The organism is Vibrio sp. Y58_MX_L22 (assembly GCF_024181865.1).
GTDB classification, from domain to species: domain Bacteria; phylum Pseudomonadota; class Gammaproteobacteria; order Enterobacterales; family Vibrionaceae; genus Vibrio; species Vibrio alginolyticus.
In genome coordinates this window covers 1-16,698 of record NZ_JAMZAN010000021.1, presented here as the reverse complement: position 1 = coordinate 16,698, position 16,698 = coordinate 1, and the positions used below count along the sequence as shown (strand labels likewise).

At 45.9% G+C, this 16,698-nt stretch carries 19 protein-coding genes; 15 read left to right on the top strand and 4 right to left on the bottom strand.

All coding sequences use genetic code 11. The features are described 5' to 3' along the window. Positions 1 to 207: 207 nt before the first annotated feature. A complete protein-coding gene (tkt, locus tag NL626_RS22490; protein ID WP_054866504.1) occupies positions 208 to 2,202 on the bottom strand; it encodes a transketolase in 1,995 nt (664 codons plus the stop codon). Positions 2,203 to 2,517: 315 nt separating this feature from the next. Between tkt and metK the strand changes: the two genes are divergently transcribed. The 8 genes from metK to ruvX all read left to right on the top strand — a co-directional run bounded on the left by metK (position 2,518) and on the right by ruvX (position 9,246). Then, a complete protein-coding gene (gene metK, locus NL626_RS22485; RefSeq protein WP_005384541.1) occupies positions 2,518 to 3,672 on the top strand; it encodes a methionine adenosyltransferase in 1,155 nt (384 codons plus the stop codon). Between the two features lie 402 nt (positions 3,673 to 4,074). Then, positions 4,075 to 4,872: a DUF2189 domain-containing protein gene (locus NL626_RS22480; RefSeq protein WP_005381026.1), complete on the top strand. Its 798-nt coding sequence runs from the start codon at positions 4,075 to 4,077 to the stop codon at positions 4,870 to 4,872. A gap of 68 nt (positions 4,873 to 4,940) precedes the next feature. Further along, the gene (locus NL626_RS22475) at positions 4,941 to 5,438 is read left to right on the top strand and encodes a SprT family zinc-dependent metalloprotease (protein ID WP_253657756.1); all 498 of its coding nucleotides are present in this window, start codon (positions 4,941 to 4,943) and stop codon (positions 5,436 to 5,438) included. A gap of 149 nt (positions 5,439 to 5,587) precedes the next feature. Then, positions 5,588 to 6,283: a deoxyribonuclease I gene (endA, locus tag NL626_RS22470; RefSeq protein ID WP_025768831.1), complete on the top strand. Its 696-nt coding sequence runs from the start codon at positions 5,588 to 5,590 to the stop codon at positions 6,281 to 6,283. A gap of 113 nt (positions 6,284 to 6,396) precedes the next feature. After that, a complete protein-coding gene (gene rsmE / locus NL626_RS22465; protein WP_017821890.1) occupies positions 6,397 to 7,128 on the top strand; it encodes a 16S rRNA (uracil(1498)-N(3))-methyltransferase in 732 nt (243 codons plus the stop codon). Between the two features lie 14 nt (positions 7,129 to 7,142). Then, positions 7,143 to 8,093: a glutathione synthase gene (gene gshB, locus NL626_RS22460; RefSeq protein WP_005381021.1), complete on the top strand. Its 951-nt coding sequence runs from the start codon at positions 7,143 to 7,145 to the stop codon at positions 8,091 to 8,093. 128 nt (positions 8,094 to 8,221) lie between these two features. Then, positions 8,222 to 8,785, top strand: a complete 564-nt coding sequence (locus NL626_RS22455; protein WP_005381020.1) for a YqgE/AlgH family protein — start codon at positions 8,222 to 8,224, stop codon at positions 8,783 to 8,785. Between the two features lie 35 nt (positions 8,786 to 8,820). Beyond that, entirely contained in the window at positions 8,821 to 9,246 is a 426-nt protein-coding gene (gene ruvX / locus NL626_RS22450) for a Holliday junction resolvase RuvX (protein WP_053304143.1), read from the top strand. 61 nt (positions 9,247 to 9,307) lie between these two features. On the opposite strand, the gene NL626_RS22445 is transcribed toward ruvX, so the two are convergent. Beyond that, the gene (locus NL626_RS22445; protein ID WP_253657755.1) at positions 9,308 to 10,414 is read right to left on the bottom strand and encodes a PilT/PilU family type 4a pilus ATPase; all 1,107 of its coding nucleotides are present in this window, start codon (positions 10,412 to 10,414) and stop codon (positions 9,308 to 9,310) included. A gap of 30 nt (positions 10,415 to 10,444) precedes the next feature. Continuing rightward, positions 10,445 to 11,485, bottom strand: a complete 1,041-nt coding sequence (locus NL626_RS22440; protein WP_005381015.1) for a type IV pilus twitching motility protein PilT — start codon at positions 11,483 to 11,485, stop codon at positions 10,445 to 10,447. 28 nt (positions 11,486 to 11,513) lie between these two features. Between NL626_RS22440 and NL626_RS22435 the strand changes: the two genes are divergently transcribed. The 7 genes from NL626_RS22435 to hemW all read left to right on the top strand — a co-directional run bounded on the left by NL626_RS22435 (position 11,514) and on the right by hemW (position 16,571). Further along, positions 11,514 to 12,215, top strand: coding sequence for a YggS family pyridoxal phosphate-dependent enzyme (locus tag NL626_RS22435; protein ID WP_005384521.1), 702 nt, complete (start codon positions 11,514 to 11,516; stop codon positions 12,213 to 12,215). Between the two features lie 159 nt (positions 12,216 to 12,374). Then, complete coding sequence (gene proC, locus NL626_RS22430) at positions 12,375 to 13,193, top strand: pyrroline-5-carboxylate reductase (RefSeq protein WP_213877705.1); 819 nt, start codon at positions 12,375 to 12,377, stop codon at positions 13,191 to 13,193. A 52-nt stretch (positions 13,194 to 13,245) separates the two neighbouring features. Continuing rightward, positions 13,246 to 13,803: a YggT family protein gene (locus NL626_RS22425; protein WP_005381012.1), complete on the top strand. Its 558-nt coding sequence runs from the start codon at positions 13,246 to 13,248 to the stop codon at positions 13,801 to 13,803. Further along, positions 13,803 to 14,093: a DUF167 family protein YggU gene (gene yggU, locus NL626_RS22420; protein ID WP_005381011.1), complete on the top strand. Its 291-nt coding sequence runs from the start codon at positions 13,803 to 13,805 to the stop codon at positions 14,091 to 14,093. The genes NL626_RS22425 and yggU overlap by 1 nt, the downstream gene beginning before the upstream one ends. Before the next feature lie 128 nt (positions 14,094 to 14,221). Continuing rightward, entirely contained in the window at positions 14,222 to 14,653 is a 432-nt protein-coding gene (locus tag NL626_RS22415; protein ID WP_005381010.1) for a DUF4426 domain-containing protein, read from the top strand. Between the two features lie 118 nt (positions 14,654 to 14,771). Further along, the gene (locus tag NL626_RS22410) at positions 14,772 to 15,374 is read left to right on the top strand and encodes an XTP/dITP diphosphatase (RefSeq protein ID WP_167415453.1); all 603 of its coding nucleotides are present in this window, start codon (positions 14,772 to 14,774) and stop codon (positions 15,372 to 15,374) included. A gap of 18 nt (positions 15,375 to 15,392) precedes the next feature. Continuing rightward, positions 15,393 to 16,571, top strand: coding sequence for a radical SAM family heme chaperone HemW (hemW, locus tag NL626_RS22405; protein ID WP_138940385.1), 1,179 nt, complete (start codon positions 15,393 to 15,395; stop codon positions 16,569 to 16,571). Between the two features lie 40 nt (positions 16,572 to 16,611). Here hemW and NL626_RS22400 read toward each other — a convergent pair. Further along, a partial coding sequence (locus tag NL626_RS22400) for an integrase core domain-containing protein (RefSeq protein WP_138939050.1) occupies positions 16,612 to 16,698 on the bottom strand: 87 nt, incomplete at its 5' end.

Genomic DNA, 16,698 nt, shown 5'->3' with positions numbered 1-16,698 from the left:
ATGTTATTTGTCCTCTTTGACTTCTGGAAAAATCAAAGACGCATTTAGCATGAGTAGTTTTACAGGCAAAGCCGAAACGGATGATAACCACCTACTGAAGTAGGTGGTTTAGGGCTGAAAAATAAAAAGGCCATCATAATGATGGCCTTTCTAACTTTAGCATCTAACAGTTGTCGTTTACGTTCGACTGTTTAGACGGTCCTGCAATTACGCTAGCAATTCTTTTGCTGTGTTCACTACGTTTTCAGTCGTGAAGCCAAACATTTCGAATAGCTGACCAGCAGGTGCGGATTCACCGAATGTTGTCATACCGATGATGCGACCGTCAAAGCCAACGTACTTGTACCAGAAATCAGCAATGCCCGCTTCAATAGCGATACGTGCCGTTACGTCTGATGGCAGTACAGCTTCACGGTAAGCGGCGTCTTGTTTGTCGAATGCATCTGTTGATGGCATTGAAACAACGCGTACTTTCTTGCCTTCTGAAGTTAGTTGCTCAGCGGCTTTCACTGCAAGCTCAACCTCAGAACCTGTTGCGATAAGGATTAGCTCAGGCTTACCTTCGCTATCTTTCAGGATGTAAGCACCTTTCGCGATGTCTGCGACTTGTTCAGCAGTACGCTCTTGTTGCGCTAGGTTTTGACGAGAGAAGATAAGTGCAGTTGGTGCATCTTTACGTTCAATCGCTAGTTTCCATGCAACTGCAGACTCAACTTGGTCACATGGGCGCCATGTGCTCATGTTTGGAGTTACACGTAGAGACGCCATTTGCTCAACAGGTTGGTGAGTTGGGCCATCTTCGCCAAGACCGATCGAATCATGCGTGTAAACTTGGATGTTCTGAATTTTCATCAGCGCAGCCATACGCATTGCGTTACGAGCGTATTCCATGAACATTAGGAATGTTGCGCCGTAAGGAACGAAACCACCGTGCAATGCGATACCGTTGATGATAGCAGTCATACCGAATTCGCGTACACCGTAGTGGATGTAGTTGCCAGAGAAGTCCTCCGTTTCTAGAGACTTAGAACCAGACCACATGGTCAGGTTAGAAGGCGCTAGGTCAGCAGAACCACCCATAAACTCAGGAAGCATTTGACCAAACGCTTCTAGTGCATTTTGCGATGCTTTACGTGATGCAATGTTCGCTGGGTTTGCTTGAAGATCGGCAATGATTTGGTTCGCTTTTTCTTCCCACTGTGCAGGAAGTTCGCCGTTTAGACGTCGTTTAAGCTCTGCCGCTTCAGCAGGGTAAGCTGCAGCGTATGCCTCGAATTTTTCATTCCAAGCTGCTTCTTTCGCGGCGCCCGCTTCTTTTGCATCCCACTCAGCGTAAACATCTGCCGGGATCTCAAATGGGCCGTACTCCCAACCTAGGTATTCGCGAGCCGCTTGGATTTCATCGTGACCTAGTGGTGCACCGTGACAGTCGTGCGAACCAGACTTGTTAGGAGAACCGAAACCGATAATTGTTTTGGTACAGATAAGCGTAGGACGTGGGTCCGCTTTTGCTGCTTCAATTGCTGCGTTGATCGCGTCTGAGTCGTGACCATCGACTGCTGGGATTACATGCCAGCCGTACGCTTCAAAACGCTTAGGTGTATCGTCAGAGAACCAACCTTCAACGTGACCGTCGATAGAGATGCCGTTGTCATCCCAGAATGCAATCAGCTTGCCTAGACCAAGAGTACCTGCAAGAGAGCATGCTTCATGCGAGATGCCTTCCATTAGACAGCCGTCACCCATGAACACATACGTAAAGTGGTCAACGATATCGTGACCTTCTTTGTTGAACTGTGCCGCTAGTGCTTTCTCTGCGATCGCCATACCAACAGCGTTAGTGATGCCTTGACCTAGAGGACCCGTTGTTGTCTCGATACCAGGCGCGTAGCCGTACTCTGGGTGACCTGGGGTTTTTGAGTGCAATTGACGGAAGTTTTTCAGATCGTCAATAGATAGCTCGTAACCGCTTAAGTGCAGTAGAGAGTAAATAAGCATTGACCCATGACCGTTTGACAGCACAAAGCGATCGCGGTCGGCCCACTCTGGGTTTGAAGGGTTATGGTTTAGATGAGAGCGCCAAAGAACTTCAGCGATATCAGCCATACCCATTGGTGCGCCTGGGTGGCCTGAGTTAGCTTGTTGAACACCATCCATGCTTAGAGCACGAATTGCATTGGCAAGATGTTTACGAGACGACATGTCTGCTCCTGAGTACATTAAGCGAAACGAAAAGTAGGTCATAATTCTCTCAAAGCCCTGTTGGGTGTGCAAACGTTTTCCAATCCAAAACCTCACAAATATTGCACCTTTCGCGCCAAATCGTTCGAAGTTCTTAAAATTATCAATAAATCAGGCAAACGTTTGGTTATAACAAAAACCAAAAAAGAGCTTGTAATTCGAGCAATCAAATTTAGAATAGACGTCTAGATGTAGATACACCTACAAAAATTAGTATTAATTTGCGCTGGAGAGTTTATCATTCCCCAGTTTTAAACCAGATATAGTGGAGCTAACATGGCTAAGCACCTGTTTACTTCTGAGTCAGTATCAGAAGGTCATCCAGATAAAATTGCAGACCAGATTTCTGATGCGGTTCTTGACGCGATTCTAGAGCAAGATCCAAAGGCTCGTGTTGCATGTGAGACTTACGTTAAAACCGGTATGGTAATGGTGGGTGGTGAAATCACGACTTCAGCATGGGTAGACATCGAAGAGTTAACTCGTGAAACCGTTCGTGAAATCGGCTACGTACATTCAGATATGGGCTTTGACGCAGATTCTTGTGCGGTACTAAACACAATCGGTAAACAGTCGCCAGATATCAACCAAGGTGTTGATAAAGCTGACCCTAAAGAACAAGGTGCAGGCGACCAAGGCATCATGTTTGGTTACGCTTGTAACGAAACTGAAGTACTAATGCCAGCGCCAATTACTTACTCTCACCGTCTTGTTCAAAAGCAAGCAGAAGTTCGTAAAAACGGCACACTACCTTGGTTGCGTCCTGATGCAAAATCTCAGGTAACATTCCAATACGATCAAGGTAACATCGTTGGTATCGACGCGGTTGTTCTTTCAACTCAACACTGTGATTCAATCTCAACTTCAGACCTGCGTGAAGCGGTAATGGAAGAGATCATTAAGCCAGTGCTACCTTCTGAGTGGATCAACAAAGAAACAAACTTCTTCATTAATCCAACCGGTCGCTTCGTAATCGGTGGTCCTATGGGTGACTGTGGTCTAACTGGTCGTAAGATCATCGTAGATACCTACGGCGGCGCAGCTCGTCACGGTGGCGGTGCGTTTTCTGGTAAAGATCCATCAAAAGTTGACCGTAGTGCAGCATACGCAGCACGCTACGTAGCGAAAAACATCGTAGCGGCAGGCATGGCTGACCGTTGTGAGATCCAACTTTCTTACGCAATCGGTGTTGCTGATCCAACGTCTATCATGGTGGAAACGTTCGGTACTGAGAAAGTACCTCACGACATCATCATTGAAGCGGTTCGTCAATTCTTCGACCTACGTCCATACGGTCTACAAGAAATGCTTAACCTTCTTCAACCTATCTACAAGAAGACAGCGGCATACGGTCACTTCGGTCGTGAAGAATTCCCGTGGGAAGCGACAGACAAAGCTGCACTTCTACGCGATTTCGCTGGCATCAAATAATCAAGCCAAGCAAGAATCAATCAAGCCCTCGCCTATGGCGGGGGCTTTTTATTTTCAGCAACTTTTATCCAGCCATTTCGGCTCATACCGCCCTGACCCACAAAGCAGTCCTGTTTCTCCCTCATTTTTATACCGAATAAATTTTAAGCAATTATTTGTAAATTATCCCATCTCCGCCAATAGTTAAAATATTGTTAATTCCAATTTAAATAGAGACGTCGGATGCTGGCGACTGTGGAAGCAACACTTAAGTAAAGACATGAGTCAGGCATCTTTATGGCCGATACCAAACTAAGCCAATGCTCAGATGTAAACTTGAAAAAGTCGCTTCAAGTTTGACTGAACAAAAACCGCTGTCAGTTGGTATAAGCGGATAATGTGGGAATAAATCAAGGAGGAGTTATGCCTCGAACTGTTAATCCATCGGACTTCCACAACAAGCGAAAGGAAGTGCCAGACAACGAATACGCCAGAACCATACCATGCAATACGGTCAATCTTTCTGCACCTTTTCATTGGCTCGCATTAGGTCTGCATGATTTCGTGCGAATGCCGCTTATTAGTGCTTTCTATGGCATCTGTTTTATGGCAGCTGCCATAGGCATTGTTTTGCTCGTACAGTGGCAAGGCACACACTTAGTCGTCATGCCCAGTTTGATTGTTTACATGTTAATCGGTCCGTTTCTCGCGCTGGGCTTGTATGATGCCAGTTGGGAGAGAGAGCGCGGGCACAAAGCAAGCTTGTTCCATTCAATGAAAGCGATCGGTCGTAACTCAACATCTCAATGGGCGTTCGCCGTGTTACTCGCAGTGTGTATGATATTTTGGATGCGCATTGCCGCTCTACTTCATGCGCTCTACCCTTCTGTTCAAGGGGCACCTTTAAGTGAGTTCCTACCCTTCCTTGTCATCGGCTCTTTAGTTGGCTTTGTTTTGGCTTGTGTGGTGTTTAGCATTTCAGCCTTTTCTATTCCTCTCATGATGGAGCGTCGCGTAGACATGATGACCGCTGTATTTACCAGCTTTAATGCAGTGAAATCCAATATTCCAGCAATGATTGTTTGGGCAGCGATCATCTGTGGCGGTATTCTTATCGGCTTTGCGACCTACGGGATCGGAATGTTGTTTACCATGCCAATTCTAGGCTACGGTACATGGCACGCTTACCATGCCACCATCAAGAAAAAACACACACCATAATTAACTGATGCTATGATCTGGCCCTCGCAAATGCGGGGGCTTTTTTATTTGATTTATCGAGGTGAATTGTGGATATAGAACTCAGCTATAAAGCCAAGCAAGTGATGGCGGGCTGTATCGCGATGGCGGAACAAGCTTTCAAACGTTCTTTCCCGATTCCAACAATCACCTTCGACGTCCGTGGGAAAGCGGCAGGAAAAGCCTACCTTCAATTAAATCAAGTACGCCTAAACCCTGTTTTATTTCGCGAAAACACCCAAGCATTCTTAGATGAAGTCATTCCTCATGAAGTAGCACACCTGATTACTTATCAGGTTTACGGGCGAGTTAGGCCTCACGGTAAAGAATGGAAAGGCGTCATGGAAGCCGTATTTAACGTACCAGCCAAAACCACTCACAGCTTTGAAGTAAAATCCGTTCAAGGTAAAACCTTTGAGTATCGTTGTGGTTGTATGACCTACCCTCTATCGATTCGCCGTCATAATAAAGTGCTGCGCGAAGAGGCGACGTACTCTTGTCAAAAATGCCGCCAACCACTTAACTTCACCGGCATTCAATTATCGTAGCCCTTACCTCATAGTGTTACTTGCGTTCCCAAAATAAAGATCGGTTGCTCAAAACCTTCCCTTCGCCACTTATTGTTAACTTACTCATCACTAAAGCTATTTTATGCGTGTTATCATGAATAAAGTCATACTTTATAAAGACTTTTATCATGAAATACTTATTCTCTCTGTTGCTTATCGCGCTTTCTAGCACTGCGATTGCCGCGCCACCGAGCTCATTCTCTGCTGCCAAACGTGAGGCGGTCAAAATTTATCAAGACCACCCAACAAGCTTCTACTGTGGCTGTAACATTCAATGGCAAGGCAAGAAAGGCTTACCCGATTTAGCCTCTTGCGGTTACCAAGTCCGTAAACAAGAAAAACGGGCTGCACGAATCGAATGGGAGCACGTTGTTCCTGCGTGGCAATTTGGCCACCAGCGTCAATGCTGGCAAGATGGCGGACGTAAAAACTGTAAGAAAAAAGACAAAACTTTTCGTTTGATGGAAGCAGACTTGCACAACCTAACTCCTGCTATTGGTGAAGTAAACGGTGACCGTTCGAACTACAACTTCAGCCAATGGAACGGTATGGATGGCGTGAGTTATGGTCGCTGTGAGATGCAAGTGAACTTTAAGCAGCGTAAAGTCATGCCACCAGACCGTGCGCGTGGCTCAATTGCTCGTACCTATCTATACATGAGCAAAGAGTACGGTTTCAAACTGTCGAAGCAGCAAACGCAATTAATGAGTGCTTGGAACAAAACCTATCCTGTCGATAAATGGGAATGTGAGCGTGACGAGCGCATTGCAAAAGTACAGGGCAATCACAACCCATTTGTTCAAGAAGCCTGCCGCGCACTGTAACCTCCGACCTCGAAGCGTTTCAATTACTGATATTGAAACGCTTCTTGCCCCTTGTTTTTTCGGTGCAAAGCATCCATGTTAGGGTTTAAGTTTATTCTCTTGCTGGAAATCTCATGCGTACCCCTCGAATTTATCATCCAGAAACTATTCATCAACTTGGCTCACTTGCTTTAAGTGACGACGCAGCAGGCCATATCGGTCGTGTTTTGCGCATGAAAGAAGGCCAAGACGTTCTCCTTTTTGACGGCAGTGGCGCAGAGTTCCCAGCGGTTATCAGTGAAGTCAGCAAGAAATCAGTTTTGGTTAACATCACCGAGCGTGTAGAAAGCAGTATTGAATCCCCTTTAGATCTGCACCTTGGTCAAGTCATTTCACGTGGCGATAAGATGGAGTTCACCATCCAAAAGTCTGTTGAACTTGGCGTCAATACCATCACTCCTCTGATTTCTGAACGTTGTGGTGTCAAGCTTGACCAAAAGCGTTTTGAGAAAAAACTCGCGCAATGGCAGAAAATCGCCATCAGTGCCTGTGAGCAATGTGGGCGTAATGTCGTGCCCGAAATTCGTCCAATTATGAGCTTGGAAGAGTGGTGTAAAGAAGAGTACGATGGTTTAAAGCTTAACCTTCACCCTCGTGCTAAATACTCAATCAACACTTTGCCAACCCCGGTTGAAAAAGTGCGCCTACTGATCGGTCCTGAAGGCGGTTTATCGTCTGAAGAGATCGAGATGACTCGAGAATACCAATTTGAAGAAACGCTACTCGGCCCTCGCGTTCTGCGTACCGAAACAGCGGCTCTGACAGCAATTACAGCCTTACAAGTTCGTTTCGGCGATCTTGGTTAAAACGGAGAAAAATAATGATCAAACTCGGTATCGTAATGGACCCAATCTCGTCCATTAACATCAAAAAAGACTCTAGCTTTGCCATGATGCTTGAAGCGCAACGACGCGGCTATGAAATCCACTACATGGAAATGAATGATCTGCATCTCGATCAAGGCGTTGCCATTGCAGATACTAAAGTGGTAGAACTAAAAGAAGATCCAAACGGTTGGTACGAGTTCAAATCAGAGCAAACTATCGAACTGTCTGAGCTAGACGCGGTGCTAATGCGTAAAGATCCTCCGTTTGATACTGAATACATCTACGCGACTTACATCCTTGAGCGTGCAGAAGAACAAGGTGCACTGATCGTTAACAAGCCTCAAAGCTTACGTGATTGTAACGAAAAGCTGTTTACGGCATGGTTCCCAGAGCTGACACCTACAACGATCGTGACGCGAAAAGCAGAGAAAATTAAAGAATTTCGTGAAAAACATGGTGATGTCATCCTGAAACCGCTTGATGGTATGGGTGGCGCGTCCATCTTCCGTGTAAAAGAAAACGATCCAAACGTCTCTGTGATCATCGAGACATTGACTAACCACGGTCAAAACTACGCAATGGCACAAACCTTCGTGCCAGACATCAGCAACGGTGACAAACGTATCCTAGTGGTAGATGGCGAACCTATGCCTTACTGTCTAGCACGCATTCCTGCTAAAGGCGAAACGCGCGGCAACCTAGCCGCTGGTGGTACTGGTGAAGCTCGTCCGCTAAGCGAAACCGACCTCAAAATTGCGCAAACCGTTGCTCCGACACTGAAAGAAAAAGGCCTTATCTTTGTTGGCCTTGACGTAATTGGCGACAAGCTAACAGAAATCAACGTCACCAGCCCAACCTGTATTCGCGAAATTGAAGCTGCTTTTGATATCTCAATCACAGGCAAACTGATGGATGCGATTGAGCGTCGAGTAAAAGGCGAATAACTCAAACTGTATTACAGTTAATAGAGAGCGTAGTACATTAACTTAAGCAAACTCATGCACATACCTAGATGATAAACTGTATGATGTTTGCTTAAGGGCATTTACGAGAGTTAAGGGTCAATATGAGTATGAATCTCACAAATCACTTTTTGGTTGCCATGCCTGGGATGAAAGATCCGTACTTTCAAAACAGCGTGATCTACGTTTGTGAGCACAACGAAGACGGCGCTATGGGGCTGATGATCAATGCTCCTGTTGATATCACCGTCGGCAACATGCTCAAGCAGGTGGAAGTTCAGCCAGTACACCCGCGCCTATTTGAAGCCAGTCTAGATAGACCAGTTTACAATGGCGGCCCAATCTCGGAAGATCGTGGTTTTATTTTGCATAAACCCAAAGATTACTACGAGTCCAGCGTCCAAATGACCGATGACCTCGCGGTAACCACTTCGCGTGATATTCTGTCGGTGTTAGGAACAGAAGCAGAACCAAGTGATTACTTAGTGGCACTTGGCTACTCCGGTTGGAGTGCAGGCCAATTAGAAAGTGAGCTGGTCGAAAACTCTTGGCTCACCATTGAAGCGACGCCTGAAATTATCTTTAATACACCAATCAACGAGCGTTGGAAGAAAGCGGTCGAAAAGCTGGGCATCGACCCAAGTCACCTTTCAGCAGACTCTGGACATGCTTAGTCCAAATATACAGTTACATTAGATAGAGACACCTTATGTCACGCACAATTATGGCTTTTGACTTTGGAACCAAAAGCATTGGTAGCGCTATTGGCCAAGAAATTACTGGTACAGCTTCCCCATTAAAAGCCTTTAAAGCCAATGACGGTATTCCAAACTGGGACGATATCGAAAAGCAAATCAAAGAGTGGCAACCAGATTTGCTAGTGGTCGGTTTACCGACCGATCTGCATGGTAAAGACCTTGAGACCATAACCCCTCGTGCACGAAAATTTGCTAAGCGTCTGCAAGGCCGATACGGATTGCCTGTTGAACTGCATGATGAGCGTTTATCTACTGCAGAAGCTCGTGCGGAGTTGTTCAGCATGGGCGGCTATAAAGCCCTATCGAAAGGTAATGTTGACTGCCAGTCAGCAGTGGTGATTCTAGAAAGCTGGTTTGAAGCCCTTTGGGATGAGTAAACACTTCAAGCACAATGAAAAAAGGTTGGCTCCTGCCAACCTTTTTTGTTTCTGGATTGGATTAATCCATATCGATCTTAACGTTCGCCAAACTGCCCGTAGAGAATGCTTCACCACGCTGCGTTTTCAACATCAAGCGCAGATCATTTGCCGAGTCGGCACTATGTAGTGCATCCTCTTCGCTGATCTTACCTTGCATCACTAACTTATAGAGAGATTGATCGAACGTCAGCATACCAAACTCATTTGAGCGAGCCATGGTTGACTTCAACTCATGTAAATCTCCGCGACGAATCAAATCCGACACACGTGGGCTATTTAGCAAGATCTCAAATACACCATGACGTCCCTGCCCATTTTTATCTCGGATCAACTGCTGACCAACCACGCCTTTTAGGTTCATCGACAAATCGAACAAGAATTGTTCTTTTTGATCTTTCGGTACCAAGTGAAGAATGCGCTCTAAAGCTTGGTTGGCATTATTGGCGTGCAACGTTGCCATACACAGGTGACCCGTTTCGGCGAAGGTCATCGCGTATTCCATTGTTTCACGGCTACGGATCTCACCAATCAAAATCATATCTGGTGCTTGGCGCAGCGAGTTTTTAAGCGCAACTTCATAGCTTTCCGTATCTAACCCAACTTCGCGTTGAGTCACGATACAGCGCTTGTGTTCATGCACGAATTCGATCGGATCTTCGACCGTCAAAATGTGCCCGGTTTTATTGCTGTTTCGATAGCCTGTCATCGCCGCCATGGTGGTCGATTTACCCGATCCAGTAGCACCGACCACCAGCACCAAACCACGCTTAGCTATCGCCAAATCTTGCAACACTAACGGTAACTTTAACTGCTCAAAAGTAGGAATATTGGTTTCAATACGACGAATCACTGCGCCTGGTAACTCGCGTTGAAAAAAGGCACTCACACGGAAGCGACCACTATCTCTCACAATGGCAAAATTCGACTCGCGACTTTTACGAAAGTCCTGACGCCGATCTGGTTCCATAGCGCTATCGAGTAATGCAGCCACATCACTCTCGGTGAGTTTTTCCCCTTGCGGACGCAATTCGCCATCCACACGAAATAGAATTGGCGCTCCAACCGTGATGTAAAGATCCGACGCTTTCAGCGCCAGCATGCCTTCGAGAAATTTATCTAGATCCATCTTCCGTATTCACCATTATCTGTATGAACGTTACGAGAATTGCTGCACTTCTAATCCGATCTTACTATCGACCTCTTCACGAGCAACCATGCCTTGCGCCATTAACTGACGAGCATTTTGCTCCATGGTTTGCATGCCGTGAGCCGCACCTGTTTGAATGATCGAATACATCTGCGCGACTTTGTCTTCGCGGATCAAGTTGCGAATCGCAGGCGTTGCCATCATAATTTCATGGCATGCAATACGGCCACCACCATTACGCTTCAGAAGCTTTTGCGCGATAACCGAACGAAGGGACTCAGATAGCATCGAGCGAACCATATCTTTATCACTACCAGGAAACACATCGATAATACGGTCAATGGTTTTTGCCGCCGAGCTGGTGTGCAACGTCCCGAAAACTAAGTGACCCGTTTCTGCCGCCGTTAAGGCAAGGCTGATGGTTTCTTTGTCACGCATCTCACCAACCAGAATAACGTCTGGGTCTTCGCGCAATGCGCTGCGCAGTGCGTTTTGGAAACTATGGGTGTCACGGTGAACTTCACGCTGGTTAATCAAACATTTATTGTTGTTGTGAACAAATTCAATCGGATCTTCAATTGTGAGTACGTGCTTGTTGTGATTACGGTTAATGTAGTCAACAATGGCTGCTAAGGTCGTCGATTTACCTGAACCTGTTGGGCCAGTGACCAGAACTAAGCCTTTTTCAGCGTTCGCAATTTTTTTGAAGATCTCTGGCGCTTCTAGCTCTTCCAGAGTTGGAATGCTACTTGGAATGGTACGGAATACTGCCGCACAACCGCGAGATTGGTTGAAAGCGTTGACACGGAAACGGCCAACGTTATGCAACTCAAAAGAGAAATCGACTTCGAGTTTTTCTTCGAACTCACTGCGTTGGGCATCGTTCATGATTTCGAAAACCAAACGATGCACTTCTTGGTGTGTAAACGCTGGAATGCCTAGTTTTCTCACATCCCCATCAATACGAACCATTGGTGGGACACCTGCAGAAAGATGTAGATCCGAGGCATTATGTTTTACACTAAAATCCAGTAACTCAGTGATATCCATTTAAAATCCTTAAGTCTAAAGTACAGCTATGAGTAGTATTCAACAAAATATTGAACATATCACCTCTCAAATTCGATATGACGAGCAAAAATGTGGTCGAACTCCAGAGTCAGTGCAACTTCTAGCGGTAAGCAAAACTAAACCTGTCGAGGCAATTCTCGAAGCCTACCAAGCGGGACAAACCGCCTTTGGTGAAAACTACGTTCAAGAGGGCGTCAGTAAAGTTCAGCACTTTGCCGAGCATTATCCAGATAATCGAATCGAATGGCACTTCATTGGTCCGATTCAATCCAATAAATCGCGACTTGTTGCTGAACATTTCGATTGGGTTCACACCATCGATCGAACCAAGATTGCTCAACGCCTGAATGATCAGCGGCCAAGCGAACTTAAACCGCTACAAGTTCTGATTCAGGTTAACACCAGTGGTGAGGCATCTAAGTCTGGTGTCACTGAAGCGGAAGTATTCGAGCTGGCGGAGTTGATTTCTCGCCTACCCAACCTCACTTTAAGAGGGTTGATGTCGATTCCTGCCAACGTGTCTGACTACGAATCACAACTCCGTGAATTTCAGAAGTTGGCTACGTTGAAGCAAACACTCGAAGCACAGTTCCCAGAAATCGATACATTATCAATGGGAATGAGTGGTGATATGACCGCTGCAATCGAAGCTGGTAGTACAATGGTTCGTATTGGAACCGCTATTTTCGGCGCACGAGATTACAGCTAAATCAACAAAACGCTCACTCGCGACATAAGTTATGTCGTCAATCGTTAGAGCGTAAATGCGCAATCATCTTACTCGCCAATAGGAGCAGTAAGTAACAGCGGTGCCATTATACACCTGAGCGCACAACAAATTCTAAATATCATGATGGAAATCAGACAAATGGAACATAAAAAAATCGCCTTCATTGGTGCTGGCAACATGGTGAGAGCCATTGTTTCCGGCTTGGTTGCTAACGGATACCCAGCGCAAAACATTACCGCGACGGCTCCTTCAGAGGCTCGCCGCCTTCTGCTAGAACAAGATTTTGGCATCCGTACCACCAGCGATAACACCCAAGCTGCGACCGAGGCGGATGTGGTGGTATTGTCTGTGAAACCGCAAATGATGGCGGATGTCTGTAAACCACTGCAATCGATCGATTTCACTAATAAACTGGTGATTTCTATTGCCGCAGGCATCAACTGTTCTCGATTGGATGATATGCTAGCCACCAAATTGAACTTGGTTCGTGTTATGCCAAATACGCCATCACAACTTGGGTTGGGTATGAGTGGGTTATTCGCACCAACTCATGTAACCGAGCACGACAAAGCTTTTGCCGCAGAGTTAATGGAAGCGGTCGGTAAAGTATGTTGGGTTAAGCAAGAGTCAGGTATCAATAATGTGATTGCCGCAGCGGGCAGTGCTCCAGCATACTTCTTCCTGTTTATGGAAGCGATGCAAGCAGAAGCGATTGCGCAAGGCTTTGATAAAGAGACCGCTCGACTATTGGTTCAGCAAGCTGCACTGGGCGCGGCTAGTATGGTGGTTAGCAACCCAGAAACTGAGCTATCGACCCTGCGTGAGAACGTAACATCGAAAGGTGGGACAACGGCAGAAGCACTGCGTACATTCAACGAACATCAACTTTCAGATATTGTCGCTAAAGCCATGCAAGCTGCTGTGGCTCGCGCGGAAGAAATGGAAAAACTGTTTTAATTATTTGGATGAACTCCGTTTAGTATCATCCATCACTTGTTAAGGGTACCTTATGAATTCAATGAGTTTTCTCATCTCAACCCTATTTGACCTGTACATCATGGTCGTAATTTTGCGAATTTGGTTGCAAGCTGCGCGCGCAGACTTCTACAACCCATTCTCGCAATTCATAGTAAAAGCGACTCAGCCGGTCATTGGTCCATTGCGCCGCGTTATCCCTTCCGTGGGGAATATTGACCTAGCAACCGTGTTGTTTGCCTACGTGTTGTGTGTGCTTAAATTTGTCGTGCTTATCCTAATAGCTTCGAACGGTTCCGTCTCTTTCAGCGCTGACTTCTTATTCTTGGGCTTACTATCATTAATCAAAGCCGCAGGTGGCCTATTGTTCTGGGTACTATTGATCCGTGCAATTTTGAGCTGGGTAAGCCAAGGCCGCAGCCCTATCGAGTACGTATTCCATCAACTGACCGAGCCAATGTGCGCTCCAATCCGTCGTATTCTTCCGGCTATTGGTGGTCTTGATTTAAGCGTACTGGTGTTATTTATCGGCTTGCAGTTCGCGAACTTCTTAATGGGCGATATCATTGGTCCAATTTGGTTCCAGCTATAATGTCAGCTGCAGTTTGGCAAGATGGTGAGGACATCATCCTGAAGCTCTATATTCAACCTAAAGCTAGCCGCGATAAAATCGTTGGCTTGCATGGTGAAGAGCTAAAAATCGCCATTACTGCTCCACCTGTCGATGGCAAAGCTAATGCACACCTAACTAAGTTCTTAGCCAAGCAGTTTAAAATCGCTAAGGGTTTGGTTCACATAGAAAAAGGTGAATTAGGACGGCACAAACAAATTCGGATAGAATCGCCTACCCAGATACCGACAGAAATTAAAGCCATCATATGATGGCTTTTTATTTACGATTTTGTACCACACTTACTAATACCAACGACTGAGTACGCATTTTTTACCCCCTGACCAAGGTAAAATTGCAGCTATGGTTGTTTTATAACAAGTGCTTTGAGGAAGTAACAATGAGCAAATGGATTACCGCATTACTGATTAGCCTGTTGTCGTTACCAAGCTTCGCCGATCAGTTTAAAAATATGAAAGATATCGAAGTACACTATGTCGCGTTTAACTCAACATTCCTAACACCCAAAGTCGCACGTAGCTACGATATCAAACGTAATGGATACCTCGCTGTGGTTAATATTAGCGTGTTAGATAGAGCTTCATTGGGTAAACCAGCATTAGAAGCAAAAATTGCTGGACGCGCGAAGAACCTTATCGGCCAAACTCAGACCTTGACCTTTCGTGAAGTCAAAGAAGGCAATGCGATATACTATTTAGCCGAACTACCAATTACCCACGAAGAAACTTTTACTTTCGATATTGACGTAAAAGCTGGAAACAAAGGCTCAGGTAAGCTTAAATTCACCCAGAAGTTTTATGTTGAAGAGTAATTGGGTTGTGATGTTCCAAAAGCTTTTGGATCTAAGCAGGCTAAAAACCACTTATTAGTTAAAGAATATCTAGAGGAGAACGATTTGTTCTCCTCTATCACTATTAAAAGAGATTCCCATGAAAAAAATTGTGCTAGCAACTGGTAACCAAGGCAAAGTTCGTGAAATGGCAGATTTATTGTCTGACTTCGGCTTTGAAGTATTAGCGCAAAGTGAATTCAATGTATCGGAAGTAGCTGAAACGGGTACAACTTTCATTGAAAACGCAATCATTAAAGCTCGCCATGCCGCACAAGAAACAGGGCTTCCTGCCATTGCAGACGACTCTGGATTAGAAGTCGATTTCTTAAAAGGCGCTCCGGGCATTTACTCTGCACGTTACGCAGGCGAGAGCGCATCTGATCAAGAGAATCTAGAAAAATTGCTAGCGGCAATGGAAGGCGTACCAGAAGCAGAGCGTACAGCACGTTTCCACTGCGTATTAGTCCTCATGCGTCACGAGAACGACCCAACGCCTATCGTCTGTCACGGTAAATGGGAAGGCCGAATTCTAACTGAAGCACACGGTAAAAATGGCTTTGGCTACGACCCAATCTTCTTTGTTCCTGAAGACAACTGTGCGTCAGCCGAACTTGAACCTGCACGTAAGAAACAACTGTCTCACCGCGGTAAAGCGCTCAAGTCGTTGTTTGCTCAACTGTCTGAGCAAGTGTCTCAGTAATCACGAGCGAATTAGACCATGTTAACGCCCCCAGCACTCAGCTTGTATGTACACATCCCGTGGTGTGTGCAAAAGTGCCCGTATTGCGACTTTAACTCTCACGCGCTCAAAACCGAGATTCCAGAAGAAGAGTACATCAGTGCCCTTTTAGAAGATTTGGATACCGACATTGAGAAATACCGACTTAACGAAGCGCCACGTCCACTGCATTCAATCTTCATTGGTGGTGGTACGCCGAGTTTGATTTCGGCAGAAGGCATCGAGCGTCTACTTAAGGGCATTGAAGCGCGTATTCCGTTCAAGCCTGAAATCGAAATCACCATGGAAGCGAATCCAGGCACCATCGAAGCAGAGCGTTTTGTTGGCTACCGTAAAGCCGGGGTAACGCGTATCTCTATCGGCGTGCAAAGCTTTGAGCAACAAAAGCTTGAGCGTTTGGGGCGTATTCACGGCCAAGACGAAGCCGTCAACGCTGCTCAGCTGGCGCACCAAATCGGTTTGAACAGCTTTAACCTCGATCTCATGCACGGCTTACCTGATCAAAGCATCGAACAAGCCTTGGCAGATTTGGACAAAGCGATTGAGTTGGCACCGCCGCACTTGTCTTGGTATCAGCTGACCATCGAACCAAACACCATGTTCTACTACAAGCCACCAACGCTACCTGACGATGATGACTTGTGGGATATTTTCGAGCTCGGACACCAAAAACTTGCAGCCGCGGGTTATGTGCAATATGAAATCTCCGGTTACAGCAAGCCGGGCTATCAGTGTCAGCACAACCTCAACTACTGGCGCTTTGGTGATTACCTTGGTATCGGTTGTGGCTCTCATGGCAAACTCAGTTTTACCGACGGACGTATTATTCGAACGACAAAGGTAAAACACCCGCGAGGCTATTTAGCGGCTTATCAAAATATGGTCAAACCTTATCTGCATACGGAACATGTCGTCGCGGATGAAGATCGTCCATTCGAGTTCTTTATGAACCGATTCCGCTTAATCGAAGCCTGTCCGAAGCAAGATTACGTGGACACCACGGGCTTACCACTTAGTACGATTCAAGAAACCATCAGCTGGGCGATAGAAATGGGCTACCTGAGTGAAACGCCTACCCACTGGCAAATTACTGAAAAAGGGAAGCTCTTCCTTAATGATTTGCTCGAAGCCTTTATGGCCGAAGAAAGCGAAGAGTAACGCAACCTGACCCGTCCTGATATGGGTTGACACTTTTTAACTAAAACGCTCGATGTACTTCATCGGGCGTTTTGTATTTTAAAGCCGTATGAGGCCTCATTTGATTATAGATATCTACGGACTCTGC